The 21,646-nt window shown below is 68.8% G+C and carries 26 protein-coding genes and 1 other RNA gene; 7 read left to right on the top strand and 20 right to left on the bottom strand.

Annotated elements, in window-relative coordinates; all coding sequences use genetic code 11:
• Nucleotide 1 precedes the first annotated feature (1 nt).
• Nucleotides 2-874, bottom strand: coding sequence for an ion transporter (locus OC534_RS10830; protein WP_017356529.1), 873 nt, complete (start codon nucleotides 872-874; stop codon nucleotides 2-4).
• A 65-nt stretch (nucleotides 875-939) separates the two neighbouring features.
• On the opposite strand from OC534_RS10830, the gene OC534_RS10835 reads away from it, so the two are divergent.
• Complete coding sequence (locus tag OC534_RS10835) at nucleotides 940-2,169, top strand: acetylornithine transaminase (protein WP_136003178.1); 1,230 nt, start codon at nucleotides 940-942, stop codon at nucleotides 2,167-2,169.
• Between the two features lie 60 nt (nucleotides 2,170-2,229).
• On the opposite strand, the gene OC534_RS10840 is transcribed toward OC534_RS10835, so the two are convergent.
• Complete coding sequence (locus OC534_RS10840; protein ID WP_262071806.1) at nucleotides 2,230-2,838, bottom strand: HAD-IA family hydrolase; 609 nt, start codon at nucleotides 2,836-2,838, stop codon at nucleotides 2,230-2,232.
• A gap of 131 nt (nucleotides 2,839-2,969) precedes the next feature.
• On the opposite strand from OC534_RS10840, the gene azu reads away from it, so the two are divergent.
• Nucleotides 2,970-3,416 (top strand): azurin, encoded by a 447-nt coding sequence (gene azu, locus OC534_RS10845; RefSeq protein ID WP_136002962.1) that lies wholly within the window; start codon nucleotides 2,970-2,972, stop codon nucleotides 3,414-3,416.
• Nucleotides 3,417-3,483: 67 nt separating this feature from the next.
• Here azu and hemL read toward each other — a convergent pair whose 3' ends face one another.
• Nucleotides 3,484-4,773 carry a glutamate-1-semialdehyde 2,1-aminomutase gene (gene hemL / locus OC534_RS10850; RefSeq protein WP_017356525.1) on the bottom strand — a complete coding sequence of 430 codons (1,290 nt, stop codon included), beginning with the start codon at nucleotides 4,771-4,773 and terminating at the stop codon, nucleotides 3,484-3,486.
• Nucleotides 4,770-5,423, bottom strand: a complete 654-nt coding sequence (thiE, locus tag OC534_RS10855; protein ID WP_262071779.1) for a thiamine phosphate synthase — start codon at nucleotides 5,421-5,423, stop codon at nucleotides 4,770-4,772. Before thiE ends, hemL begins: the two co-directional genes overlap by 4 nt.
• 72 nt (nucleotides 5,424-5,495) lie before the next feature.
• Here thiE and OC534_RS10860 point away from each other — a divergent pair, with 72 nt between their 5' ends.
• The gene (locus OC534_RS10860) at nucleotides 5,496-5,687 is read left to right on the top strand and encodes a rubredoxin (protein ID WP_136002964.1); all 192 of its coding nucleotides are present in this window, start codon (nucleotides 5,496-5,498) and stop codon (nucleotides 5,685-5,687) included.
• Nucleotides 5,688-5,720: 33 nt separating this feature from the next.
• Here the strand turns inward: OC534_RS10860 and OC534_RS10865 are convergent, their stop codons facing one another.
• The 8 genes from OC534_RS10865 to OC534_RS10900 all read right to left on the bottom strand — a co-directional run bounded on the left by OC534_RS10865 (nucleotide 5,721) and on the right by OC534_RS10900 (nucleotide 9,823).
• Nucleotides 5,721-6,566 (bottom strand): SirB1 family protein, encoded by an 846-nt coding sequence (locus OC534_RS10865; RefSeq protein ID WP_136002965.1) that lies wholly within the window; start codon nucleotides 6,564-6,566, stop codon nucleotides 5,721-5,723.
• Between the two features lie 81 nt (nucleotides 6,567-6,647).
• Nucleotides 6,648-7,100: a DUF192 domain-containing protein gene (locus OC534_RS10870; RefSeq protein WP_136002966.1), complete on the bottom strand. Its 453-nt coding sequence runs from the start codon at nucleotides 7,098-7,100 to the stop codon at nucleotides 6,648-6,650.
• A gap of 45 nt (nucleotides 7,101-7,145) precedes the next feature.
• Nucleotides 7,146-7,793, bottom strand: a complete 648-nt coding sequence (gene rpiA / locus OC534_RS10875; RefSeq protein ID WP_017355841.1) for a ribose-5-phosphate isomerase RpiA — start codon at nucleotides 7,791-7,793, stop codon at nucleotides 7,146-7,148.
• A 38-nt stretch (nucleotides 7,794-7,831) separates the two neighbouring features.
• Complete coding sequence (locus OC534_RS10880; protein ID WP_017355840.1) at nucleotides 7,832-8,308, bottom strand: EVE domain-containing protein; 477 nt, start codon at nucleotides 8,306-8,308, stop codon at nucleotides 7,832-7,834.
• Between the two features lie 7 nt (nucleotides 8,309-8,315).
• Nucleotides 8,316-8,918 carry a 5-formyltetrahydrofolate cyclo-ligase gene (locus OC534_RS10885; RefSeq protein WP_136003180.1) on the bottom strand — a complete coding sequence of 201 codons (603 nt, stop codon included), beginning with the start codon at nucleotides 8,916-8,918 and terminating at the stop codon, nucleotides 8,316-8,318.
• An 82-nt stretch (nucleotides 8,919-9,000) separates the two neighbouring features.
• A non-coding RNA gene (ssrS, locus tag OC534_RS10890) (6S RNA) lies at nucleotides 9,001-9,185 on the bottom strand.
• Between the two features lie 123 nt (nucleotides 9,186-9,308).
• Complete coding sequence (locus OC534_RS10895; RefSeq protein WP_017355838.1) at nucleotides 9,309-9,605, bottom strand: cell division protein ZapA; 297 nt, start codon at nucleotides 9,603-9,605, stop codon at nucleotides 9,309-9,311.
• A complete protein-coding gene (locus OC534_RS10900) occupies nucleotides 9,602-9,823 on the bottom strand; it encodes a TIGR02449 family protein (RefSeq protein WP_017355837.1) in 222 nt (73 codons plus the stop codon). The genes OC534_RS10895 and OC534_RS10900 overlap by 4 nt, the downstream gene beginning before the upstream one ends.
• Nucleotides 9,824-10,022: 199 nt before the next feature.
• On the opposite strand from OC534_RS10900, the gene OC534_RS10905 reads away from it, so the two are divergent.
• Nucleotides 10,023-10,571 (top strand): UPF0149 family protein, encoded by a 549-nt coding sequence (locus tag OC534_RS10905; RefSeq protein ID WP_017355836.1) that lies wholly within the window; start codon nucleotides 10,023-10,025, stop codon nucleotides 10,569-10,571.
• 7 nt (nucleotides 10,572-10,578) lie between these two features.
• On the top strand, nucleotides 10,579-11,904 hold the full coding sequence (locus tag OC534_RS10910) for an aminopeptidase P N-terminal domain-containing protein (RefSeq protein ID WP_165699792.1): 1,326 nt from the start codon (nucleotides 10,579-10,581) through the stop codon (nucleotides 11,902-11,904).
• A 142-nt stretch (nucleotides 11,905-12,046) separates the two neighbouring features.
• Here OC534_RS10910 and pepQ read toward each other — a convergent pair whose 3' ends face one another.
• The 8 genes from pepQ to rph all read right to left on the bottom strand — a co-directional run bounded on the left by pepQ (nucleotide 12,047) and on the right by rph (nucleotide 19,927).
• Nucleotides 12,047-13,375 carry a Xaa-Pro dipeptidase gene (gene pepQ / locus OC534_RS10915; RefSeq protein WP_262071780.1) on the bottom strand — a complete coding sequence of 443 codons (1,329 nt, stop codon included), beginning with the start codon at nucleotides 13,373-13,375 and terminating at the stop codon, nucleotides 12,047-12,049.
• A gap of 82 nt (nucleotides 13,376-13,457) precedes the next feature.
• Nucleotides 13,458-13,808, bottom strand: a complete 351-nt coding sequence (locus tag OC534_RS10920) for a PilZ domain-containing protein (RefSeq protein ID WP_153164723.1) — start codon at nucleotides 13,806-13,808, stop codon at nucleotides 13,458-13,460.
• Nucleotides 13,805-16,267 carry a DUF1631 domain-containing protein gene (locus OC534_RS10925; protein WP_262071781.1) on the bottom strand — a complete coding sequence of 821 codons (2,463 nt, stop codon included), beginning with the start codon at nucleotides 16,265-16,267 and terminating at the stop codon, nucleotides 13,805-13,807. The genes OC534_RS10920 and OC534_RS10925 overlap by 4 nt, the downstream gene beginning before the upstream one ends.
• Before the next feature lie 169 nt (nucleotides 16,268-16,436).
• A complete protein-coding gene (gene hemW / locus OC534_RS10930; protein WP_229296483.1) occupies nucleotides 16,437-17,660 on the bottom strand; it encodes a radical SAM family heme chaperone HemW in 1,224 nt (407 codons plus the stop codon).
• Nucleotides 17,657-18,229, bottom strand: a complete 573-nt coding sequence (locus OC534_RS10935) for a hypothetical protein (protein WP_153164722.1) — start codon at nucleotides 18,227-18,229, stop codon at nucleotides 17,657-17,659. The genes hemW and OC534_RS10935 overlap by 4 nt, the downstream gene beginning before the upstream one ends.
• Complete coding sequence (rdgB, locus tag OC534_RS10940) at nucleotides 18,226-18,819, bottom strand: RdgB/HAM1 family non-canonical purine NTP pyrophosphatase (protein ID WP_165699781.1); 594 nt, start codon at nucleotides 18,817-18,819, stop codon at nucleotides 18,226-18,228. The genes OC534_RS10935 and rdgB overlap by 4 nt, the downstream gene beginning before the upstream one ends.
• Nucleotides 18,816-19,202, bottom strand: a complete 387-nt coding sequence (locus OC534_RS10945) for a VOC family protein (protein WP_017357241.1) — start codon at nucleotides 19,200-19,202, stop codon at nucleotides 18,816-18,818. Before OC534_RS10945 ends, rdgB begins: the two co-directional genes overlap by 4 nt.
• Nucleotides 19,199-19,927, bottom strand: a complete 729-nt coding sequence (gene rph, locus OC534_RS10950) for a ribonuclease PH (RefSeq protein WP_017357240.1) — start codon at nucleotides 19,925-19,927, stop codon at nucleotides 19,199-19,201. The genes OC534_RS10945 and rph overlap by 4 nt, the downstream gene beginning before the upstream one ends.
• Nucleotides 19,928-20,048: 121 nt before the next feature.
• Here rph and OC534_RS10955 point away from each other — a divergent pair, with 121 nt between their 5' ends.
• Nucleotides 20,049-20,909, top strand: a complete 861-nt coding sequence (locus OC534_RS10955) for a YicC/YloC family endoribonuclease (protein WP_017357257.1) — start codon at nucleotides 20,049-20,051, stop codon at nucleotides 20,907-20,909.
• Nucleotides 20,906-21,571, top strand: a complete 666-nt coding sequence (gene gmk / locus OC534_RS10960) for a guanylate kinase (RefSeq protein ID WP_153164720.1) — start codon at nucleotides 20,906-20,908, stop codon at nucleotides 21,569-21,571. Before OC534_RS10955 ends, gmk begins: the two co-directional genes overlap by 4 nt.
• Nucleotides 21,572-21,646: the final 75 nt, after the last annotated feature.

Below are 21,646 nucleotides of genomic sequence, written 5' to 3' on the forward strand. Positions count from 1 at the left end.
GCTACTGGTTGAACGTCTCCGGCAACACGTGCCCGCAACGCCGGCAATGCCGCGCATCGGGCTCGTGTCCTTCCAGCCCGCACTGCGGGCAGCCACGCGCGTCACGGCGTGCGGCCAGCTCCGCGTCGCGCATGGTGCTGGCCAGTTCGGCGGTGTAGATGCCGGTGGGCACGGCGATGATGCTGTAGCCGATGAGGATCAGTACCGAGGTGACGAAGCGGCCGAGCACGGTCTGCGGCACGATGTCGCCAAAGCCCACCGTGGCCATCGTCACCACCGCCCAGTACATGCTGCTGGGGATGCTGGTGAAGCCGTGGTTGGGCCCTTCGATCACGTACATCAGGGTGCCGGCGATGATGGTGATGGTCACCACCGTGAACAGAAACAGCAGGATCTTGCGCCGGCTGCGCCACAGCGACTGCATCAGGATGCCGCTTTCCTCGATGTAGCGGGTCAGCTTGAGGATGCGGAACACCCGCAGAATGCGCAGCGCGCGCACCACCAGCAGGCTCTGCGCGCCGGGGATGAACAGCGACAGATAGGTGGGCAGGATCGAGGCCAGGTCGATGACGCCCCAGACGCTCACCGCATAGCGCAGCGGTCGTTTCACCACCACCAGCCGCAGTACGTACTCGGCGGTGAACAGGAGGGTGAAGCCCCATTCGACCACGTACAGCCAGTCGGCGTGGGCAACGTGGAAGCGCTGCACGCTGTCGAACATCACCACCAGTACGCTGGCGATGATGGCGTAGACCAGCAGCAGGTCGAAGTTGCGCGACGGCCGGGTGTCGTGGCGGTAGATGATGTCGAACCAGCGACGGCGCCAGCCGGTCTCGGTGGCGGGATTGAGCTGGGGGGCGCTGAACGGTCGCATGGGCCGCATTGTGCCTGAGCCGGCGGAAGCGCGAGAATGGGACTTTCCCGATGCCCCTGACTGCCATGACCGCCGCCGCCCCCGATCCGCTGTTGTCCCTGTCGCATTACTACCTGCCGGTGTACAAGCCGCGCCAGGTGGTGCTCGAGCGCGGCCAGGGCGCGCGCGTGTGGGATACCCAGGGGCGCGAGTTCATCGACCTTGCCGCCGGCATCGCCGTGTGCGGGCTGGGCCACAACGACCCGGACCTGACCGCAGCGCTGATCGAGCAGGCCGGCAAGCTCTGGCACACCAGCAACGTGTTCTACAGCGAACCGCCGCTGCGCCTGGCCGAGGAACTGGTCACCGCCTCGCGTTTCGCCGAGCGCGTGTTCCTGTGCAATTCCGGCGCCGAAGCCAATGAAGTGGCGATCAAGCTGGTGCGCAAGTGGGCGTCCTCGCAGGGCCGCCCGGCTCACCAGCGCGTCATCGTCACTTTCCGCGGCAGCTTCCACGGCCGCACCCTGGCGGCGGTGACCGCCACCGCCCAGCCGAAGTACCAGGAAGGCTACGAGCCGTTGCCGGGTGGCTTCCGCTATGTCGATTTCAACGACGAGGTGCAGCTGGAGACCGCGATGGCCGCCGGTGACGTGGCGGCGGTGATGCTGGAGCCGATCCAGGGCGAGGGCGGTGTGATGCCGGCCAAGCCGGGCTTCATGCAGCGCATCCGTGATCTCTGCGACCAGCATGGCGCGCTGATGGTGCTGGACGAGATCCAGGTCGGCATGGGCCGCACCGGGACGCTGTTCGCGCACTGGCAGGACGGCATCAAGCCGGACATCGTGACCCTGGCCAAGGCGCTGGGCGGCGGGTTCCCGATCGGTGCGATGCTGGCCGGCCCGAAAGTTGCCGAGGTCATGCAGTTCGGCGCGCACGGCACCACCTTCGGCGGCAACCCGCTGGCGGCGGCGGTCGCACGCGTGGCGTTGCGCAAGCTGTCCTCGCCGGAGATCGGCCACAACGTGAGCCGCCAGTCGCAGGCGCTGCGCGACGGCCTGGGCCGGATCAACGACGAGTTCAAGGTGTTCAGCCAGGTGCGTGGCCGGGGCCTGATGCTGGGCGCGGTGCTGGACCGCGACTTTGCCGGCCAGGCCGGCGCGATTCTGGACCATGCCGCCGACAAGGGGCTGCTGACGCTGCAGGCCGGCCCGGACGTACTGCGCTTCGTGCCGTCGCTGAACATCACCGATGAGGAAATCGCCGAAGGCCTCAAGCGCCTGCGGGCGGCCATCCAGTCGTACATCGCCTCGCGCTGAGCCGCCATCCTTCGTGCCCCCGGCCTGCCCGGGGGCGCGTACGCGCTCCCGCTCAGCCGCTCAGCCGCTCAGCCCGTAGCGCTTCATGACCTTGCCGAAGGTACGGCTGTCGGCCGCGGTTTCGGCCTGCAGGCCGGCCACGCGCGCGCCGCGCACGTTGGTGAACAGATCGTCCACGAACAGCGTCCGTTCCGGTCGCAGGCCGAGCAGCGCCGTGGCCTGCAGGAATACCGCCGGATCGGGTTTGCGCCCGCCCAATGCGCCGCTGCACAGGATACGTCCGCGCAGTGCCTCGGCCAGGGTCGGCAGCAGGCGCGGAATCGTATCGGCCATCATGGCCCCGTTGTTGGTCAGCACCGCGATCGGCAGATGCCGCGCGATGCGCTGCACGCGCTCGATCACCCCGGCCTGTGGCATGGAGGCGGCAATGCGCGCGGCCTGCCACTGCGCCGCGCTGACCGGCGTGCCCAACGCCTGGCCCAGGCGTGCCAGATACACGTCGCTGTCCAGCCCGCTGTCATGCTCGCGGTCGAGTCCGCTGTCGAACAGGGCGGCGTGCACCGCCGCCGCGCTGCAACCGCAGGCGGTGGCGAGGTGGCGTACGCGCAGGTGCCGCGCATAGCGCACCAGCACGCCATCGACATCCAGCAGCAGACAGTCCACGGCCATCGGCATCGGGCACTCTCGTCCAGGTCCAATGCTGACCGTACCCCAGCGACGGGGCGCGCTGCGACATCGCGTCGCAGGTGGTGCGCGTACGCGGCCCCTAGAATCGCGGGGACCGTTGACTGGAGATTGTCTTGAAACTGCTTGTTCCCGTGTTGCTCGCCGGCCTGGTGCTGGCCCCGTCTGCCCACGCCCGCGTCTGCGCGGTCGCTCTGGACAGCACCGATCAGATGAGCTTCAGCCAGAAGGAGATCAAGGTCGCGGCGGACTGCAGCCAGGTCAAGCTGACCCTGCGCCACACCGGTAAGCTGGCCGCCACCACGATGGGCCACAACTGGGTGCTGACCCGCAGTGCGGACTACCAGCCGGTGGCGATGGCCGGCATGCGCATGAAGCTGGCCGACAGCTATCTGCCGAAGGGCGACGCGCGCGTGCTGGCGCACACGCCGGTGATCGGGGGGGGACAGAGCACCAGCGTCACCTTCTCCACCGCCAGGCTCACCAAGGGCGGCGACTACACTTTCTTCTGCTCGTTCCCGGGCCACTTCGCGATGATGAAAGGCCGGTTTGTATTCGGGTGAGTCCCGAACACCAACCGGCCGGCAGCTACCGACCGCGGGTCGGTAGCCCCGTACCCTTCCCGCTGGATCAGCCGTTGACGACCTTGAACGCGTCGCGCGCTGCGGCGATCGTTGCGTCGATCACGCTGTCGTCGTGGGCGCTGGACAGGAAGCCGGCCTCGTAGGCCGAGGGTGCCAGGAACACGCCGCGCTCGAGCATGGCGTGGAAGAAGCGGTTGAACGCGCCGATGTCGCAGGCAACGGCCTGCGCATAGGTGTCCACTTTCTGGTCGGTGAAGAACAGGCCGAACATCGCCCCCACCTGCGTGGTGGTAACGGCCACGCCGGCCGCCGCGGCCGCATCCTCGAGGCCGGCGCACAGGCGGGCGCTCGCAGCGCTCAGGCGGTCGTGGAAGCCCGGTTCCTGCACCAGCTCGAGCATCGCCAGGCCAGCGGCCATCGCCACCGGGTTGCCGCTCAGGGTGCCCGCCTGGTAGATCGGGCCGGCGGGCGCGATCTGCGACATCAGCTCGCGACGCCCGCCGTAGGCCCCCACCGGCATGCCGCCTCCGATGATCTTGCCGAACGTGGTCAGGTCGGGGGTGATGCCGTAGTGTGCCTGCGCGCCGCCGAGGGCGACGCGGAAGCCGGTCATCACTTCGTCGAAGATCAGCAGCGTGCCGTACTGCGTGCACAGCGCACGCAGGTGCTGCAGGTAGCCTTCGCGCGGCGGAATGCAGTTGGCGTTGCCCACCACCGGTTCGATGATCAGGCCGGCGATGTGCTCGCCCTGTTCGGCGAACAGCGCGGTGGCCGCGTCGAAATCGTTGTAGGGCAGGGTCAGTGTCAGTTCGCTCAGGCCCGCCGGCACGCCCGGCGAGGTGGGCACGCCCAGCGTCAGCATGCCGCTGCCGGCCTTGACCAGGAACGAATCGCCGTGACCGTGGTAGCAGCCTTCGAACTTGACGATGCGGCTGCGGCCGGTGGCACCCCGCGCCAGGCGGATCGCCGACAGCGTGGCTTCGGTACCGGAGTTGACCATGCGCACCATCTCGCACGACGGCACCAGCCGGGTGAGCGTCTCGGCCATCACCACTTCGGCCTCGCACGGTGCGCCGAAGGACAGGCCGTTGTCGATGGCGCGCTTCACCGCCTGGCGCACGGCCGGGTGGTTGTGGCCGACGATCATCGGGCCCCACGACCCGACGTAGTCGATGTAGCGGTTGCCGTCCACGTCGTACAGGTACGGGCCATCGGCGCGCTGCACGAAGAACGGTTCACCGCCAACCGACTTGAACGCGCGCACCGGCGAGTTGACGCCGCCGGGCAGCAGCGCCTGTGCGCGGGTGAACAGGGCGTGGGACTGGTCGTGGTTCATGGGGTGTCCTGGTGAGGCGGGAACTGGGCGAGGAAGGCGCGCTGGATGGCGACCGGATCGTCGGCGGCGAATACGCTGCTGACCACGGCCACCAGATCGGCGCCGGCCGCGATGACGGGACCGACATTGTCCGGGGTCAGCCCGCCGATCGCCACCCGCGGCACGCCCAGTGCGGCGCTTTGCCGCAGCAGGTCGGGGGTGGCGCGGCTGCGGGTGACCTTGGTGGTGGTGGGGAAGAACGCACCGAAGGCCACATAGCTGGCGCCGGCGGCGACCGCATGCTCGGCGTTGGCCAGCTGGTCGTAGCAGGACGCGCCGATGATGGCCGCCGCGCCCAGCAGGGCGCGCGCGGCGCCGATGTCCCCATCGGTGCCGCCCAGGTGGACGCCGGCGGCGCCCACGCGGTGGGCGAGGTGCGGGTCGTCGTTGATGATCAGCGGCACCCCGTGTTGCGCGCACAGTGCCTGCAGCCCGGTGGCCTGCGCCTCCTTCAGGGCGGCGTCGGCGGTCTTGTTGCGGTACTGCAGCCAGGTGGCGCCGTCAGCCAGCAGCGGCGCGGTGCGCGCCAGCAGGCGGGCGGTATCGGCCTCGTCGGGGGTGATCAGGTAAACGCCACGGGGGCGTGGGGAAAGGCGGGACGCAGAAGTCATCGGTGGCTACCGGTAGCACGACGGGAGTGGGACAATGGGCGCCGCCCGTTCCTGTCCCGCCGTGATTATCCAATGACCGATGCCACCGCCACCACTTTCCGCACCTGGATGTGCGTTGTCTGCGGCTTTCTGTACAAGGAAGAAGACGGTCTGCCGGAAGAGGGGATCGCGCCGGGCACCCGTTGGGAAGACATTCCCGATACCTGGACGTGCCCGGACTGCGGCGTGACCAAGGACGATTTCGAGATGGTCGAGGTGGACTGATCCGCCTGGCGGGTCAATCGCGGCTTGCGGTGTTCAGTGCAGCCGCGGCGTGCGCCCGCCCAGCGCCACCAGTTTCTCGCGCACCCACTGGGCGTCGCTGGCCTGGCCATTGCGCTGCAGGTACTGGGCCAGGTCGCGGTGCGCGCCGGCCTGGTAATCCAGCTGCAGGTAGGCCAGTCCGCGGTCGCGCAATGCGTCGTCCTGCTCGGGGGCCAGTTTCAGCAGGCGGTCCGCACAGCGTGCGGCGCGGTCCCATTCGCCGCGCTCGGCATACACCCCGTGCAGATTGCGCAGCATGCGCATCAGGATCGCGCGTGCCGGCGCCGGATCGAGGATCTGCGCCAGCACGTCGTCATCGGGAACCTCGCCGCCCAGGTGCGAGCGGGCGCGCTCGCGCAGTTCTTCCACGTCCAGTGGGCGACCGCCGTTGAAGGGGTCCATCACCAGGACGCCGTCGTTGACCGGCAGGCGCACCAGGAAATGGCCGGGGAAGGACACTCCGTCCAGCGGAATGCCCAGCCGGCGCGAGACTTCCATCTGCACCAGGGCCAGCGAGATCGGGTTGCCCAAGCGGCGTTCGAACACCTGGTTGAGGTAGCTGTTGCGCGGGTCGTAGTACTCGCCGTGGTCGCCGCTGTAGCCCAGTTCGTCGAACAGGTGGCGGTTGACGGCCGCGATCTTCATCGGCCACATCTCGATCGTGCCGACCTCCGTGCGCAGGTGCTCGACATGGCTCTGGATGAGCGCGTCGTAGACCTTCGGGTCCAGGTCGGGGTACTCATCGCGGGCGATCAGCAGCGCGGTGGGCAACAGGGGCAGCGCCTCGTCGTCCAGGTCGGCCAGCGAATCCCACTCCGGTAATGTCATCTGCCCCTGCATGGGACAAGACTGGCGACAAATGCCTCGCGATTCAAGCGGGGCCATGTGAAAGACCGCCAGCCGTGGCCGGCGGTCACTCCCTTATCGGGCGTCGTCGATGCCGGGGCCGAACACCAGCTCGGTGCCATCGGCCAGGCCCAGTTTTTCGGCCTGGCCGGCGTTGAGCTCGAGCACATACCGTGCCGGGCCGCTGCTGGGGTAGGGCGGGCAACGGTCGCCGGCCGAGCACGGCGGAACGTCGCGCGACTGGCTGACCAGCCGGCGCTGCGCATCGAAGTACAGGATGTCCAGCGCGATCTTGGTGTTCTTCATCCAGTACGCCTGCAGCTCCTCGCGTTCGTGGATGAACAGCATGCCGTGGTCGTCGGGCATGTGGTCGCGGAACATCAGCCCGCGTGCGCGGGTTTCATCGCTGGTCGCCAGTTCGACCTTGTACCGCGTACCGCCCAGTTCGACCCAGTGGCGGGCGCCGGTGCTGGCGCACCCGGTCAGGGCGAGCAGCAACAGCAGCGGCAGCAGACGCTTGAGAATCATCGTTCACCTCGACGGTAGGGCCGGCGCCGGGCGCCGGCCAGGGGATCAGAACACCTGCGGCGGTTCGCCACCGACGATCACCACGTCGGCCGGGCGCCGCGCGAACAGGCCCACGCAGACCACGCCGGGCAGCTGGTTGAGCTCGCGCTCCAGCTTCACCGGGTCGGTGATTTCCAGATGGTGGATGTCCAGAATGACGTTGCCGTTGTCGGTGATCACGCCTTCGCGCCACGCCGGCTGGCCGCCGGTCATTTCCAGGATCCGGCGCGCCACCAGGCTGCGCGCCATCGGGATGACTTCCACCGGCAGCGGGAAGCGGCCCAGCACCTTGACCTGCTTGCTCGGGTCGACGATGCAGACGAAGCGCTCGCTGGCCTCGGCAATGATCTTTTCGCGGGTCAGGGCAGCGCCACCGCCCTTGATCAGGCACTTGTTGCCGTCGCATTCGTCGGCGCCGTCCACGTACAGCGAGAGCGTGCCGGTGTGGTTCAGTTCCATCACCTCGATGCCGTGCTCGCGCAGGCGCGCGGTGCTCTGTTCGGAGCTGGACACGGTGCCCTTGATGCGGTGCTTGATGCGGGCCAGACCGTCGATGAAGTAGGCAACGGTGGACCCGGTGCCGACACCGACGATCATGCCGTCTTCGACGTATTCCAGGGCTTTTTCGGCGGCCAGGCGCTTGGCTTCGGACATGGCGGAGAACTCTTGGTGACGAGGAGGAAAGAAAAGGGTCAGTGCTTTTCCAGCGACAGCAGCGTTTTCCATTGCGCTGCTGTCACCGGCAGGATAGACAGGCGGTTGCCGCGCGCGATGAGCGGGAACCCCTCGCCCAGCGCATCGGCATGCAGCTTGATCTCGTCCAGCGAAATCGTGTTGCGCAGTTTGCGCTCGAAGGCCACGTCCACCAGCAGCCAGCGCGGTTCTTCGCGGGTGGCCTTGGGATCGTAATAGTCCGACCCGGCGTCGAACTGGGTCTCGTCCGGGTAGGCGTCGCTGGCCACGGTGGCCAGCCCGACGATGCCGGGGACCTTGGTGTTGGAGTGGTAGAACAGCACGCCATCGCCGACCTTCATGCCATCGCGCATGAAGTTGCGCGCCTGGTAGTTGCGCACGCCGTTCCAAGGCTCGCGACCGACGCGCTGCAGATCGTCGATGGAAAAGGCGTCCGGTTCGGACTTCATCAGCCAGTAGCGCTTGCGTGCGGTCATGCCATCTCTATCGCGGTGGGTGCCGATCGTGGACCGGCGCGGGAACAAGGGTGGACAGTTCGGTGCAGATCGCATCGACCGGGACATCCCAGGGCGCGACCGGAAGGGCGTCCACCTGCTGGATCGAGAATCCGACGCCGACCAGCCACGGCGGGGCCTGGCGCGCCTGCCGGAATGCGAAGCTGCGATCATACCAGCCGCCTCCCATGCCCAGTCGCCGGCACTGGCTGTCGAATCCGACCAGCGGTGCCACCACCAGCGCCATCTCCTCGGGCGCCAGGGTCTGCGCGATCGGCATGTCCGGCTCGGGAATGCCGAACCGGTTGGCGGTCAGCGGCTGCCCGGGACGCCAAGGCGCGAAGCGCAGCGTCTGCGCATGCAGTACCGGCAGGCAATAGACCACGTTGTCGGGCAACTGCATCTGCCAGCGGTGCAGGGCGATCTCGCCATCCATCGCCCAGTAACCGGCGACATGGCCTGCGGTGGGGGCGAACGGCAACGACAGCAGCGCATCGGCCAAGGTGTCGGCAGCGGCCAGGCGGTGCGCGGCGGGGAGGTCTCGACGGGCGTGGCGCAACTGCTGGCGCAGGGCCAGGCGCGGGTCGGTCATGCCGGGGTCCAGGTCATGGAAGGAGAGCGGCGGATAAAACAAGAGCGACGCTCCAGGGGAACGTCGCTCTTGCCGGAATATTGCATTCTCCGCGGTGACGATGCGTGCGAAACGACCTTGAACCCGGGGTTCAAGTGGGTACGCTGGGGTTCCTTCGGGCTTCCCGCTACAAGGCGGACCTGCACTCCCGGCGCCGTCGCGCACCCGTGGTCGTAATTAAGGGACAAGGCGAATGTTTGCACACGCCGTCGTTCACAGCAGAGAACGCGTCGCCATTATAGCCAAGCGCGCGCCGGGGGATAGGCCGTTCGTCGGTTGGATTGCAGGAGAATTCAGATCGATGACAGGCGCGTGTTCATCGCCGCACGCGTGGCGATGTTCCACGCGCGGTCAGGCGCCGTCGATGGCGCGGTCCAGACGCCGGTTCAGGTCGGCCAGCGTCTGCTGCAGCGCCACCGCCTGGCGGGCATGGTCGTCGCGCAGCTGCTGCAGCTCATGGGCGAGGTTGAGCGCGGCCAGCACCGCCACCCGGTCCACCGCAGCCATGCGGTTGCTGCCGCGGATCTCGCGCATCTTGGCGTCCAGCAGCCTGGCCGCCGCCGTGAGGCTTTCGCGTTCCTCGGCGCCCACGCCCACCGTGTACTCGCGGTCCAGGATGCGGACACTGACCGGTTCGGTCTGGCTCATGTGTGCTGCTCCAGGGACTTGAGGCGGGTGATCATCGCTTCGACCCGGGAGCGGGCCTGCTCGTTCTTGGCCAGAAGCTGGGACCGCTCGGCCACCAGCTGTTCCTGCTGGTGGCGGAGACTGCGGTTCTCCTCGGCCAGGCGCTGGTTGCGCTCAAGCAACGCCTCCACGCGTGCGGCGAAGGCCTGCAACTGGGCGATGGCGTCGGCGGGTTCCATGAGCGGCACGATAGGCAAGGGCGTACAGGGCGGTCAAGCGAATAATGACGGGGGCGTGCGGCGGTCCGGGCCGGGGTCTGTCGCGGGCAGCCCGGACGCACGGCAACGACCCGGGGAAGACGGCCGGATTGCTACACTGTCGCGCTCACAAACCGTGGTGATCGGCTGCGGTGGCACCTTTTTCTGATCGAGCCCCAAGATGACCGAACTTCCGAGTGTCGACGACGTAAACCAGGCCAGCCAGGCCCTGGGCCTGGGCGCCAGCGCCGCTGAACTCCACGGCGGCCTGTGCGGTTGGCTGTCCGCCGGTGGTGCGCCGGTGCGCGAATGGCCGGCGCGGGTGCTGGCCGACGACGCCCTGCCGGTGCCGGCAGAGGGCGACGCGCTGTCGCGTCTGTTGGAGGCCAGTGTGGCCCAGCTGGAAGACCGTGATTTCGCCTTCGAGCTGCTGCTGTCCGATGCCGGCGACACTGCCGCGCAGGCCGACGCCCTGTTCACCTGGGCGCGCGCGTTCCTGGGCGGCTTCGGGCTGGGCGCGGGTGGTCGCCGCCCGACGCTGTCCGAGGAAGGCGAAGAGGCGCTCAACGACCTGGCCAAGCTGGCCCAGGCGTCGAGCGAGGATTTTGAAAGCGGCAACGACGATGACGACGATGCGCTGGCCGAAATCGAGGAGTTCATCCGCGTGGCGGTGCTGCTGCTGCACGGGGACTGCGTCATGGCCGCGCGCCATCGGCAGCGCCTGAACTGAGATGGATATCCGGCAGCTGACCGGCATCTCCGCCGCCGAATACACCCGTCGCCGCCGCCAGTTGATGGAAATGGCCGGCGACGACGCGATCCTGGTGCTGCCGGCCGCCGCCGAGCGCGTGCGCAGCCTGGATACCCACTATCCGTTCCGCCAGGACTCGGATTTCTGGTACCTGTCCGGCTTTCCCGAGCCGGAGGCGGTGCTGGTGCTGATCCCCGGGCGCCGCCACGGCGAGGTGATCCTGTTCTGCCGCGAGCGCGATGCCGACCGCGAGGCCTGGGATGGCGCACGCGCCGGCCAGGAGGGCGCGGTGTCGCGCTACGGCATGGACGATGCGTACCCGATCGACGATCTGGACGACATCCTGCCGGGCCTGCTCGAGGGCCGTTCGCGGGTGTATTACCACTTCGGCCGTGATGCGGAGTTCGACCTCAAGCTGATCGGCTGGGTCAACCGCGTGCGCTCCCAGGTCCGTCATGGCGCCCAGCCGCCGCACGAGTTCCTGGAGCTGGGCCACCTGCTGCATGAGCAGCGCCTGTTCAAGTCTGCGGCCGAGATCGCCTTGATGCAGCGCGCGGCGGACATCAGCGTGCAGGCGCATCGCGTCGCGATGCGGGTGGCGCGGCCAGGCATCCACGAGTACGAGCTGCAGGCCGACCTGGAACGCCAGTTCCGCGCCAACGATGCCTGGGCCGCGTACGGCAGCATTGTCGGGGCCGGCGCCAACGCCTGCATCCTGCATTACCGCGACAACACTGCCTGCAGCCGCGACGGTGATCTGGTCCTGATCGACGCCGGCGCCGAGTACCGCGGGTATGCCAGCGACATCACGCGGACTTTCCCGGTCAACGGCCGTTTCACGCCCGAACAGCGTGCGCTGCACGATCTGGTGGGCGCGGCGCAGGCGGCCGCGTTGGCCCAGGCGCGCCCGGGCCAGGCGTACGAGGCCGGGCACCTGGCGGCGGTGGAAACGCTCACCGAAGGCCTGCTGCGGCTGGGACTGCTGAAGGGCAGCCTGGAAGAGAACATCGCCGAGGGTCATTACCAGCGCTTTTACCGGCACAAGACCGGCCATTGGCTGGGGCTGGATGTACATGATGTCGGCGATTACCGCCTGGCTGGCGACTCGCGGATGCTGGAACCGGGCATGGTGTTCACCATCGAGCCGGGTCTGTATGTCTCGGTCGATGATCGCACCGTGGAGGCGCGCTGGCGTGGCATCGGCATCCGCACCGAGGACGATGTGCTGATCACCGACAACGGCCACCAGGTGCTGACCGCCGCCTTGGCGCGCAGCGCGGACGAGATCGAAGCGGAGATGGCCGCGCGCTGAGCCGGCCCGGGGCGCGGCGTTGCCGATCAACGCCGCATCGCCCCGCACAGCCGACCTCTGGTCGGCTGCTCTCCGCGCCGGCATCGCGACACCCCGCGTTGCGCGCGATAGCCGACCAGCGGTCGGCTCTACCCGCGGCTGGTCAATCCGCGGCGGCGAAGGCAGGGCGGGTGAGGTTGTCGGCGTCGCCGTCGGTGCACAGCACCTCGTCTTCGATACGGATGCCGCCATACGGGCGGAAGAAGTCCACGCGGCCCCAGTCGATGCTGTCGGCGTTGCCGGCCTGCTTCACTTCGTCCAGCAGCATGTCGATGAAGTAGAGGCCCGGCTCGATGGTGACCACCATGCCCGGCTCCAGCACGCGGGTCAGGCGCAGGTAGGGGTGGCCCTGCGGGCGTTCGACGCGGCCGCCGCGGTCGCTGGCGGCGAAGCCGGCGACATCGTGCACCTGCAGGCCGATCAGATGACCCAGGCCGTGCGGGAAGAACGCGGCGCTGACGCCGGTGGCCAGGGCGGCCTCGGCAGACACCTTGAGCACGCCGACGTCCTTGAGGATGCCCATCAGCGACAGGTGCGCGTCGATGTGCAGCTGCTTGTAGTCCACGCCCGCACGCACCCCGGCGCACATGACCTGCTGCGCGGTGTCGACCGCGTCGATCATCGCCTGGAACTCGTCGTGGCCGGCGGCCGCATAGGTGCGGGTGATGTCGCTGGCATAACCGTGCGCGCTGGCGCCGGCATCGATCAGGAAGCTGCGCAGCGGCTGCGGTGCGGTGCGCCCCAGGTCGGTGTAATGCAGTACCGCGGCGTGTTCGTTGAGACCGATGATGTTGCCGTAGGGCAGTTCATTGGCGTCCTGGCCTACCGCACGGCAGTACGCCATGTGGATCTCGAACTCGCTGGCGCCGGAGCGGAAGGCGGCTTCGGCAGCGCGGTGGCCGCGCACGCCGAGGCGCTGGGCCTGGCGCATCAACGCGATTTCATACGGCGTCTTGCTGGCGCGGTGCCAGTCCAGGTAGCTCAATACCGGCTCGGGGTTGTTCGGCACCACGGTACCCAGCGCGCTCTGCGGCTCACCGAGGATCGCGCAGCGCGCGATGTCCCTGGGCAGCAGCGTCAGCGCTTCCTCGGGGGTGCGGATGATCGCGATGTCCACATGCTCCACCCACCAGCCGTTGGGCGCGTCGGGCACCACGTGCCAGTAGTCGAACGGCTGGTGGAAAATCACCGTGGGGCGCTTGCCCGGGGTGTACACCAGCCAGCTGTTGGGGACCTTGGTCAGCGGCAGCCAGGCTTTGAAGTTCGGGTTGACCGCATACGGATAGTCGCGGTCGTCGAACGCCTGGTAGTGCTGGGTGCCGCTGGGAATCACCAGGTGGTCGAAACCGCCGCGCGCCAGCGCTTCATCCGCGCGCCGGCACAGCACGCCGATGTGGTGGGAATACAGGGCGCCGAGGTCTGGCTGGTTCATCACGGGGGCTCGTTCGACAGTGCGGAGTGCAGCCCCTGATTCTGCCGCAATCGCGCCGGCGGCGCTGTGCCGGAACCGGCACTCACACTGCCGAAGATTCCTGCGCGATCCAGTCGCGCAGCTGTTCGCGGTGTTCGCGGCTCAGTGTCAGGAAGCGGAAGCCCACCCAGGCCTGGCCGGGCGCATGGGTCTGTTCGCTCCACAGCAGGTGCGCGCCCACATCGAGCACGCGCGGCTGGCCGTGCGGCCCGGGAATGGCGAACTGCAGCTGGTACAGGGCATCCTCGTGCATCGGTACGGAGGCCAGCATCAGCATGCCGGTTTCGGAGACGTTGCCGAGGCGGCCGATAATGGTCTCGGCCATGCAGTCGGTGACCGGCACCAGCTCGGCCACCTGGCGGCGGGGCGCGCGTCGCGTGTCGGGGGTATTCATGCCGATGCCTCCGGGGTGCCGACGCCTGCCAGCGAGCGCAGGGTGCGCAGGGTGGCCTGCCAGGCGCGGTCGATAAGCCGGCCCTTGTCTTCGGTGACGATGCGCGCCTGGCCGTGCGCCATCAGGCGGGCAAGGGCGTCGAGCGAGTGCTCGCCGGCCTTCTGCCCACGCGGCGTGACGAACAATGCGTTGTCGGTGACCAGGCTGTACCAGGACAGGCGCTGGCGGCGCACGTCACCTTGCTGGTTGGTGGTGAACTCGAACCAGGTGCCGAACGGCAGCGTGCGCAGCTGGCGGTAGCAGTCTTCCTCGGCCGTGCTGCGCGCCAGCGGTGCGACCTTGCGCGGGTCGGCGCTGTCGGCCTGTTCGCCGAGGCGGGTGCGCGCTTTCAGGCGCGCGGTCAGTTCGGTCCGCGACGTGCTGTCATCCTCGCCACCGGGCGTGGACAGCCGGCGGGCGATCGCGGCGGCCTCGTCCTGGTGGTACCCCACCTGCAGCAGCGCGGCTTCGACCTGCTCACCCAGCGCGGTGTCGCTGTCCGCAGCGCCCGGCGGCTGGCAGGTGATGGCGGCGATGCGGGCTGTTTCCTCCTGGCGCTGCTGCCACTGTGGCGACTCCTCGCCGTGGCGCAGCAGGGTCAGGGTCAGGGTGTCCGACCAGGCCTGCTTGAGCAGGGACTGCACGAAGCGCGGCGGCGCGGCCTGCGCGCACAGCTGCTCGATGCTGGCGCTGGCCTGCTGCTTGGCCGATTCCAGGCGCTCTTTGCCGCGTGCCGCCTCCACGTGCCGGCGTTCGGCCAGTTCGGCTTTGTGCGCCAGTGCGCGGAAATGCTGCTGGATGTCGTCGTTGGCAGCGTCGAATACCGCCGTGTCGCCCTTGTAGTTCTGTACCACCTGGTCGACGGCGTGGCTGAGCTTGGCCACCAGCTGCGGATCGACATCCTCCTCGCCCAGCCAGGTGGCCCCTGCTTCGGCCACGGCATTGAGCAGTTCGCGGGCCGGGTGCTGGTCGCGCACGAAGAAGGCGGGGTCGGACAGCGCTGCGCGCGCCACCGGCACCTGCAGACGGGTCAGCAGGTCGGCGGCGGCCGCGTCATGGCGGACTTCGCGCTGGATCTGCCCGTAGAGCATGTCCAGCAGGTCGAAGGTGTCGTTGTCCTTGATGGTCAGCGCTGCCTGCGGCCCGTGGTCGGCGCGTACCTGGGCCAGCAGCGCGTTGTGCAGGTCGGCCATGCTGCGGCGGGTGCCCGCCGCGTGTGCGGTCTGGCCCTGCAGGCGTGCCAGGGTGGCCTGCAGGGCCTCGTCCGGAATCGGAACGGCGGTGCTGGCTGGCGCCGGTTGCGCGGGAAGCTGGGAGGCGGAACCGGGCGCACCCGCCGTGGCCGGTCCGCCCGGCGTCGCGGCACCGCCGCCGTCCGCAGGTGCTGCCCCGGCGTTGGCCTGGCGCGCGGCGCCCAGCAACTGGTGCAGGGCCGCCATCGCCGGTGCCGTGAGATCCGGACCGGCCGCACCGGTGCCAGCGGATGCCGGTACCGCTGCACCGGCCCCTGCGGCGGTCATCGGTGCGAGCGTGGCGTTCTGCAGCGAACGTGGCAGGGCCGCCATCGCTTCGCTGGTCATGGCCGCCCAGGCACCGGCGGGCGTGGCACCGCCCCAGCCGGTCAGCGGCCGCGCGCCGGCGCCGCCGGCACGGGCGGGCGACCCACGCTCGGCGCCGGTGACAATGCGGCGGGTGGTCGCCGAACGGGCCAGATACGGGGTATAGACCAGGCCGGGGAGCACGCCTTCGTGGCCGAGCAGGATGTTGGCGCGCTCCAGCAGCTCGCCGAGACGCTCGATCAGCTGGCGGTCGAACACACGGAACAAGGCCAGCTGGGTCTCCAGCCCCAGCGAGAACTGTTCGCCCAGCTCGCGCGCGATCCGGCACAGCACGTACGGGCCGAAGGGCAGATCTTCCACGTCGAACGCCGGGCCGGCCGCGAGGACGCCGAAGCGCTGGCCCAGCAGCTGCAGCGCGCTGGCCGACCGCTGGGCTTCGCGCCGGGTGATGTCGGCCAGCACGATATCGCGGTCGATGTCGGTATCGGTGACCAGGGTGAGGGTATTGGCCGACACCGGCGTGGCGGCGGCCACCGGGCGGTGTGCCTGTCGCGGCTGGCGCAGCTGCGCCAGCGCGTCGGCCAGGGCGGCCAGGAAGCGCGGCGCGAACAGGGCGTTCACCTCGTGCAGCTGCCGCGCCTGGGCGTAGATGTCGGCCTGGATCTGGCTGTTGCGTGCGCGTTCCGCATCGCGGAACAACTCACGCTCCAGCTCGACGATGGTCAGCTTGAGCGGGTTGCTCAGCGTCTGTACCGCCTGCGCGTGCAGGGCGGCCAGCAGCCGGCGCACGCGCGGCGGCGCATCGACGCTGGCAAAGCGCGCGCTGTCGGCCTGAAACGATGAAGGTGCGGACGCAGACATCCGTGGTGGTTCCGGCTCCCCTGAGTACCCGGAATCTAACGGTTTCCCCGGTTTGCCGCCACACGGTGCGTGAAGGCGCCCCGGCCGCGGGCCGCCACGGAGCCGGGTGCTGCCCGGCTGCGTTCCGTGTGGTCCATGCCACCTGCAACAAACCGGGAAGAACCCGGCGTCAGGGGAGGAACAGTTCGACGACGTCGTTGGTGAAGCGCCGGCCCAGTTCGGTGGGCTGCGCATGGTCGCCTGTCATGGTCATCCACCCGCGCGCCACTGCAGTCTGCAACGGTGCGGCTATCTGTGCCCGCGCCAACCCGGTGCGCGATTCGAAATCGCGCAGGCCAAACCCTTCGTGCAGGCGCAACAGGTTGAGCATGTATTCGAAGGGCAGGCGGTCGGCATCGATGATGTCGTCGCCGCCGATCGATGCGGCCGTGCCGGCGGTCTCCATGAACGTCTGCGGATGCTTGTGCTTCCAGCGGCGCAGCACGTTCTGCCCGGCGCCGCTGCTGATCTTGCCGTGCGCGCCGGCGCCGATGCCCAGGTAATCGCCGAAACGCCAGTAGTTCAGGTTGTGCGCACTCTGCCGTCCCGGCCGCGCATAGGCGCTGACCTCGTACTGCGCATAGCCGGCGTCGGCCAGCAGACGCTGACAGTGCTCCTGGATGTCCCACGCCGAATCCTCGTCCGGGATGCCCTGCGGCGGCCGGGCGAAGAACACCGTATTGGGCTCCAGGGTGAGCTGGTAATGCGACAGATGCGTGGGCTGCAGCGCGAACGCGCGTTCCAGGTCGTGCTCGGCCTGGCCCAGAGTCTGCTGCGGCAACGCGTACATCAGGTCGATGTTGAAGTTGTCGTAGCCGGCGTCCTGCGCCAGCTTGACCGCGCGCTCGGCCTCGCCGCTGTCGTGGATGCGGCCCAGGCGCTTGAGCGCCTCGTCGTTGAAGGTCTGGATGCCGAAGCTGATGCGGTTCACGCCGGCCGCGCGGTAGCGGTCGAAACGGCCGTGCTCGGCGGTGCCCGGATTGGTTTCCAGGGTGACTTCCAGATTCGGTGCGAAGCGCAGCCGCGCAGCCGCTGCCTGCAGGAAGCGGTCGATCGCGTCCGGTGGAAACAGGCTGGGCGTGCCGCCACCGAAGAACACGCTGTTGACCACCCGGCCCCAGACCAGTGGCAGGTCCTGGTCCAGGTCGCGGATCAGCGCATCGATATAGGCGTCGAACGGCAGTTCGCCCTTGGCCGCATGCGAGTTGAAATCGCAGTACGGACATTTGCGCACGCACCAGGGCAGGTGCACGTACAGCGACAGCGGCGGCGGGACCAGCCGCGCCTCATGATCGTGATCGTGGTCGTGGTCGGTGCAGGCTTCGCCGGGGAGGTGATTGCAGGGGGTGTTCATGGACGTTGCCGTGCGGCGTGGCTCGGGGAGAGGGCGCCGTTGTCAGGCGCCAGTTCGCGGGGAAGGGAGAGCTCGGGCTGGGCGGCGTGCACCGCAGCGGCGATGGCGCGGAACAGTGCCAGCGCACCCCCGTCGGCCACGTGCGTGTTCATCACCCGCACATGCTGCCACTGCCGGTGTGGAGCGGGGCGCAGGGCCACGCCCAGTTCGCTGACCACCGACTGGGTGCTGTGTTGCCAGTTGCCATAGTGCAGCGCGGCCACCTCACGGACATGGAAGCGCCGCGTGCGGAAGCCATTGAGCACGCTTTTGACCTCGATATGGCCATCGGTCCCGATGACCACGCGTTGCCGGCTCATTACCGCGAACAGGACGCCGAGCAGGAGCCACATGCTGCCGACCAGGCCGAACAGGAAGCCCCACGGGGTCCGATGCGCCGGGTCGCTGCTGTCCGATCCGAGCAGGGACGTACCGCCCATCACGACCAGGACGCCCAGCATCAGCAGGGCGAGCAGCACCTGGAAGCTGCGTCCGTTCGCATGGAACTCGCGGCGCGCCCCGTCGCTCATGCGCTGGCGAGGAATCCGCGCAGCCTGGCCAGTGCGATGGCCCGATGGCTGATGGCGTTCTTCTGTGCCGGGTCCATCTCCGCCGCGGTCAGGCCGCGGACCGGGTCCAGGAACACCGGGTTGTAACCAAACCCGTTGCTGCCGCGTGGCGCATCGATGATGGTTCCTTCCCAGCTGCCTTCGCAGATCACGGGTTGCGGGTCGTTGGCGTGGCGCAGCAGTACGATCACCGCGTAGAAGCGCGCGGTACGGCGTTCGGCCGGTACATCGCGCATCGCCTCGAGCAGCTTGGCGTTGTTGGCGGCATCGTTGGTCGGGCTGCCGGCATAGCGCGCGCTGTACAGGCCGGGCGCGCCATCCAGCGCGTCCACGATCAGGCCGGAGTCGTCGGCCAGGGCCGGCAGGCCGGTGCTGGCGCACGCATGGCGGGCCTTGATCAGCGCGTTCTCGACGAAGGTCAGGCCGGTTTCGGGCACATCCTCCACGCCCAGCTCGCCCTGCGCCACGATCTGCAGCGGCAGGTCGCCGAGCATGGCCTGCAGTTCCTTCAGCTTGCCGGCGTTGCCGCTGGCCAGTACCAGTGTCTTCATTTCGGCTCCAGCAGGTCCCAGGTGTTGCCGTACAGGTCGGCGAACACCGCGACGGTGGCGTAGGCCTCTTCGCGCGGGGGTTCGAGGAACACCACGCCCTGCGCGGTCATGGCGGCATGATCGCGGTGGAAGTCATCGGTGTTCAGGAAGAAACCGACGCGGCCCCCGGTCTGGTTGCCGATGCGTGCGCGCTGCTCGTCATTGCTGGCGCGGGCCAGCAGCAGGGCGGCGGCGCTGCCGTCGGTCGGGCCGACCACCACCCAGCGCTTGTCGCCCTGGTCGATGTCGTCAATCAGGGTGAAGCCGAGCTTGCCGGTGTACCAGGCAATGGCCTCATCGTAATCGGCCACCACCAGCGTGGTCAGGGCGATGCGCCGGTTCATGCCGACGCCAGGGCGGCCTGCTGTGCCGCGAACAGCGCCTGGATGCCCGTCTCGGCCAGTGCCAGCAGCGCGTCCAGTTCGTCGCGGCGGAAGGCATGGCCTTCGGCGGTGCCCTGCAGCTCGATGAAGCCGCCACCGTCGTTCATCACCACGTTCATGTCGGTATCGCAGTCACTGTCCTCGGCGTAGTCCAGGTCCAGCACCGGGGTGCCGCGGTAGACGCCGACGGAGACCGCCGCGACCGCGCCGACGATCGGGTTGCGCTTGATGTCGCCGCGCTTGAGCAGGAAGTTCACCGCGTCCACCAGGGCCACGTAGGCGCCGGTGATGGCCGCGGTACGGGTGCCGCCGTCGGCCTGCAGCACGTCGCAGTCCAGGGTGATGGTGCGTTCGCCGAGCGCGCCGCGGTCGATGCAGGCGCGCAGGGTGCGGCCGATCAGGCGCTGGATCTCCAGCGTGCGGCCGCCCTGCTTGCCACGGGCGGCTTCGCGGTCGTTACGGGTGTGGGTCGAACGCGGCAGCATGCCGTACTCGGCCGTCACCCAGCCCTCGCCCTTGCCGCGCAGGAAACCCGGCACGCGGTTTTCCACGCTGGCGGTGCACAGCACGCGGGTCTCACCGAAGCTGACCAGCACCGAGCCTTCGGCATGGCGGGTGAAGGCGCGCTCGATGCGCACTTCGCGCAGCTGGTCGGCCTGGCGGCCACTGGGACGGGGATCGGACATGCTTGGCTTCCGGGTAGGACGGGGGATGCGGAACCGCGCCCGGGCCGGAGACCGGCGGGCGAGGAGGCCGTGAGAAGACCGCTAGGGTACCATTTGCACTTTGAGAGCACCGGAAACCCGCATGATTCGAAGCATGACCGCCTATGCCGGCGGCGAGCGCGCCACCCGCTGGGGCACGCTGGCCTGTGAGCTGCGCTCGGTCAACCACCGGTTCCTGGAGGTGGGCGTGCGCCTGCCTGAAGAACTGCGTGCGTTGGAACCGCAGCTGCGCGAGCGCGTCGCTTCCCGTTGCAGCCGCGGCAAGATCGACCTGGTGGTGCGCCTGCGTGCCCCGGAGGTCACCGGTGCGCTGGTGGTCAACGACGCGCTGCTGGCCCAGCTGGGCGAGCTGTCCCGGCGCCTGGCGCCCGGGTTCCCCAGCCTGCAGGTCAGCTTCACCGAACTGCTGCAGGTGCCGGGCGTGATGCAGGGCGAAGCGGTCGATGCCGCGGCCCTGCAGGCCGAGGCGCTGGCGCTGCTGGATACCGCGCTGGACGGCTTCGTGGCCGCGCGTGAGCGTGAAGGCGACAAGCTGGCCACGGCCATCCAGGAGCGCGTGGACGGCGTGGAGCGCATCGCCGCCGAGGTCACCACGCTGATTCCGCTGATCCGCGAGGGCCAGCGCGCCAAGCTGTCGGCCCGCCTGGCCGATCTGCCGCATCCGGTCGATCCCGGTCGCGCCGAGCAGGAACTGGTGCTGTGGCTGCAGAAGCTGGACGTGGACGAGGAGCTGGACCGCCTCGGCAGCCATATCGTGGAGATCCGCCGCGTGCTGACGCAGCGCGAGCCGGTCGGCCGCCGCCTGGACTTCCTGCTGCAGGAGTTCAACCGCGAAGCCAATACGCTGGGCTCCAAGTCCGTGGACAGCCGCACGTCCAACGCGGCTGTCGAACTGAAGGTGCTGATCGACCAGATCCGCGAACAGGTGCAGAACATCGAATGAGCAGCCAGCCCACGCAGACCGCCGAGCCCGCACGCGGCACCCTGTACATCGTGGCCGCGCCCTCCGGGGCCGGCAAGAGCAGCATCGTCAATGCCACCCTGGCGCGCGACCCGCAGATCGCCCTGTCGATCTCGTTCACCTCGCGTGCGACCCGCCCCGGCGAGATCAACGGCGAGCACTACCACTTTGTCAGTGCCGCGGAGTTCGAGCGCATGATCGCCGCCGGCGATTTCTTCGAACATGCCTGGGTGCACGGCGACTGGAAGGGCACTGCCCGGCAGTCGGTGGAACCGCAGCTGGCCGCCGGCCAGGACGTGCTGCTGGAGATCGACTGGCAGGGCGCCCAGCAGGTGCGCCAGCTGGTGCCCGGTACGGTCACGGTATTCATCCTGCCGCCGTCCCGGCAGGCCCTGGAAGACCGCATGCGCAAGCGTGGGCAGGACAGCGAGGCGGTGATCGCCCAGCGCCTGGCGGCCGCACGCGAGGAAATGCTGCATTTCAATGACTTCGACTACGTGATCGTCAACGAGGTGTTCGAGACCGCCGTGGACGAGCTGTGTGCCATCTTCACCGCCAGCCGGCTGCGGCGGGAGGCCCAGAAGGTCCGCCATGCGGGCCTGATTCAGGCCCTCCTGACCCAGGATGCGGCCACAACTGACTGATTCACAAGGGGCGGGTAGCGGGTTGGCTTGATTTTGTCCAGCCCCCGCCGGTACAATCCGTCCCCTTTCCCTCAT

Origin of the sequence: Stenotrophomonas sp. Marseille-Q5258 (genome assembly GCF_946900935.1) — a bacterium.
In the GTDB taxonomy this organism is placed as follows: Bacteria; Pseudomonadota; Gammaproteobacteria; order Xanthomonadales; family Xanthomonadaceae; genus Stenotrophomonas; species Stenotrophomonas nematodicola.

Bases quoted from the DNA above. Each gene is read 5' to 3' on its own strand.
- OC534_RS10830 (WP_017356529.1), bottom strand. From the start codon at position 874: ATGCGACCGTTCAGCGCCCCCCAGCTCAATCCCGCCACCGAGACCGGC.
- OC534_RS10835 (WP_136003178.1), top strand. From the start codon at position 940: ATGACCGCCGCCGCCCCCGATCCGCTGTTGTCCCTGTCGCATTACTAC.
- OC534_RS10840 (WP_262071806.1), bottom strand. From the start codon at position 2,838: ATGGCCGTGGACTGTCTGCTGCTGGATGTCGATGGCGTGCTGGTGCGC.
- hemL (WP_017356525.1), bottom strand. From the start codon at position 4,773: ATGAACCACGACCAGTCCCACGCCCTGTTCACCCGCGCACAGGCGCTG.
- thiE (WP_262071779.1), bottom strand. From the start codon at position 5,423: ATGACTTCTGCGTCCCGCCTTTCCCCACGCCCCCGTGGCGTTTACCTG.
- OC534_RS10860 (WP_136002964.1), top strand. From the start codon at position 5,496: ATGACCGATGCCACCGCCACCACTTTCCGCACCTGGATGTGCGTTGTC.
- OC534_RS10865 (WP_136002965.1), bottom strand. From the start codon at position 6,566: ATGCAGGGGCAGATGACATTACCGGAGTGGGATTCGCTGGCCGACCTG.
- OC534_RS10870 (WP_136002966.1), bottom strand. From the start codon at position 7,100: ATGATTCTCAAGCGTCTGCTGCCGCTGCTGTTGCTGCTCGCCCTGACC.
- rpiA (WP_017355841.1), bottom strand. From the start codon at position 7,793: ATGTCCGAAGCCAAGCGCCTGGCCGCCGAAAAAGCCCTGGAATACGTC.
- OC534_RS10880 (WP_017355840.1), bottom strand. From the start codon at position 8,308: ATGACCGCACGCAAGCGCTACTGGCTGATGAAGTCCGAACCGGACGCC.
- OC534_RS10885 (WP_136003180.1), bottom strand. From the start codon at position 8,918: ATGACCGACCCGCGCCTGGCCCTGCGCCAGCAGTTGCGCCACGCCCGT.
- OC534_RS10895 (WP_017355838.1), bottom strand. From the start codon at position 9,605: ATGAGCCAGACCGAACCGGTCAGTGTCCGCATCCTGGACCGCGAGTAC.
- OC534_RS10900 (WP_017355837.1), bottom strand. From the start codon at position 9,823: ATGGAACCCGCCGACGCCATCGCCCAGTTGCAGGCCTTCGCCGCACGC.
- OC534_RS10905 (WP_017355836.1), top strand. From the start codon at position 10,023: ATGACCGAACTTCCGAGTGTCGACGACGTAAACCAGGCCAGCCAGGCC.
- pepQ (WP_262071780.1), bottom strand. From the start codon at position 13,375: ATGAACCAGCCAGACCTCGGCGCCCTGTATTCCCACCACATCGGCGTG.
- OC534_RS10920 (WP_153164723.1), bottom strand. From the start codon at position 13,808: ATGAATACCCCCGACACGCGACGCGCGCCCCGCCGCCAGGTGGCCGAG.
- OC534_RS10925 (WP_262071781.1), bottom strand. From the start codon at position 16,267: ATGTCTGCGTCCGCACCTTCATCGTTTCAGGCCGACAGCGCGCGCTTT.
- hemW (WP_229296483.1), bottom strand. From the start codon at position 17,660: ATGAACACCCCCTGCAATCACCTCCCCGGCGAAGCCTGCACCGACCAC.
- OC534_RS10935 (WP_153164722.1), bottom strand. From the start codon at position 18,229: ATGAGCGACGGGGCGCGCCGCGAGTTCCATGCGAACGGACGCAGCTTC.
- rdgB (WP_165699781.1), bottom strand. From the start codon at position 18,819: ATGAAGACACTGGTACTGGCCAGCGGCAACGCCGGCAAGCTGAAGGAA.
- OC534_RS10945 (WP_017357241.1), bottom strand. From the start codon at position 19,202: ATGAACCGGCGCATCGCCCTGACCACGCTGGTGGTGGCCGATTACGAT.
- rph (WP_017357240.1), bottom strand. From the start codon at position 19,927: ATGTCCGATCCCCGTCCCAGTGGCCGCCAGGCCGACCAGCTGCGCGAA.
- OC534_RS10955 (WP_017357257.1), top strand. From the start codon at position 20,049: ATGATTCGAAGCATGACCGCCTATGCCGGCGGCGAGCGCGCCACCCGC.
- gmk (WP_153164720.1), top strand. From the start codon at position 20,906: ATGAGCAGCCAGCCCACGCAGACCGCCGAGCCCGCACGCGGCACCCTG.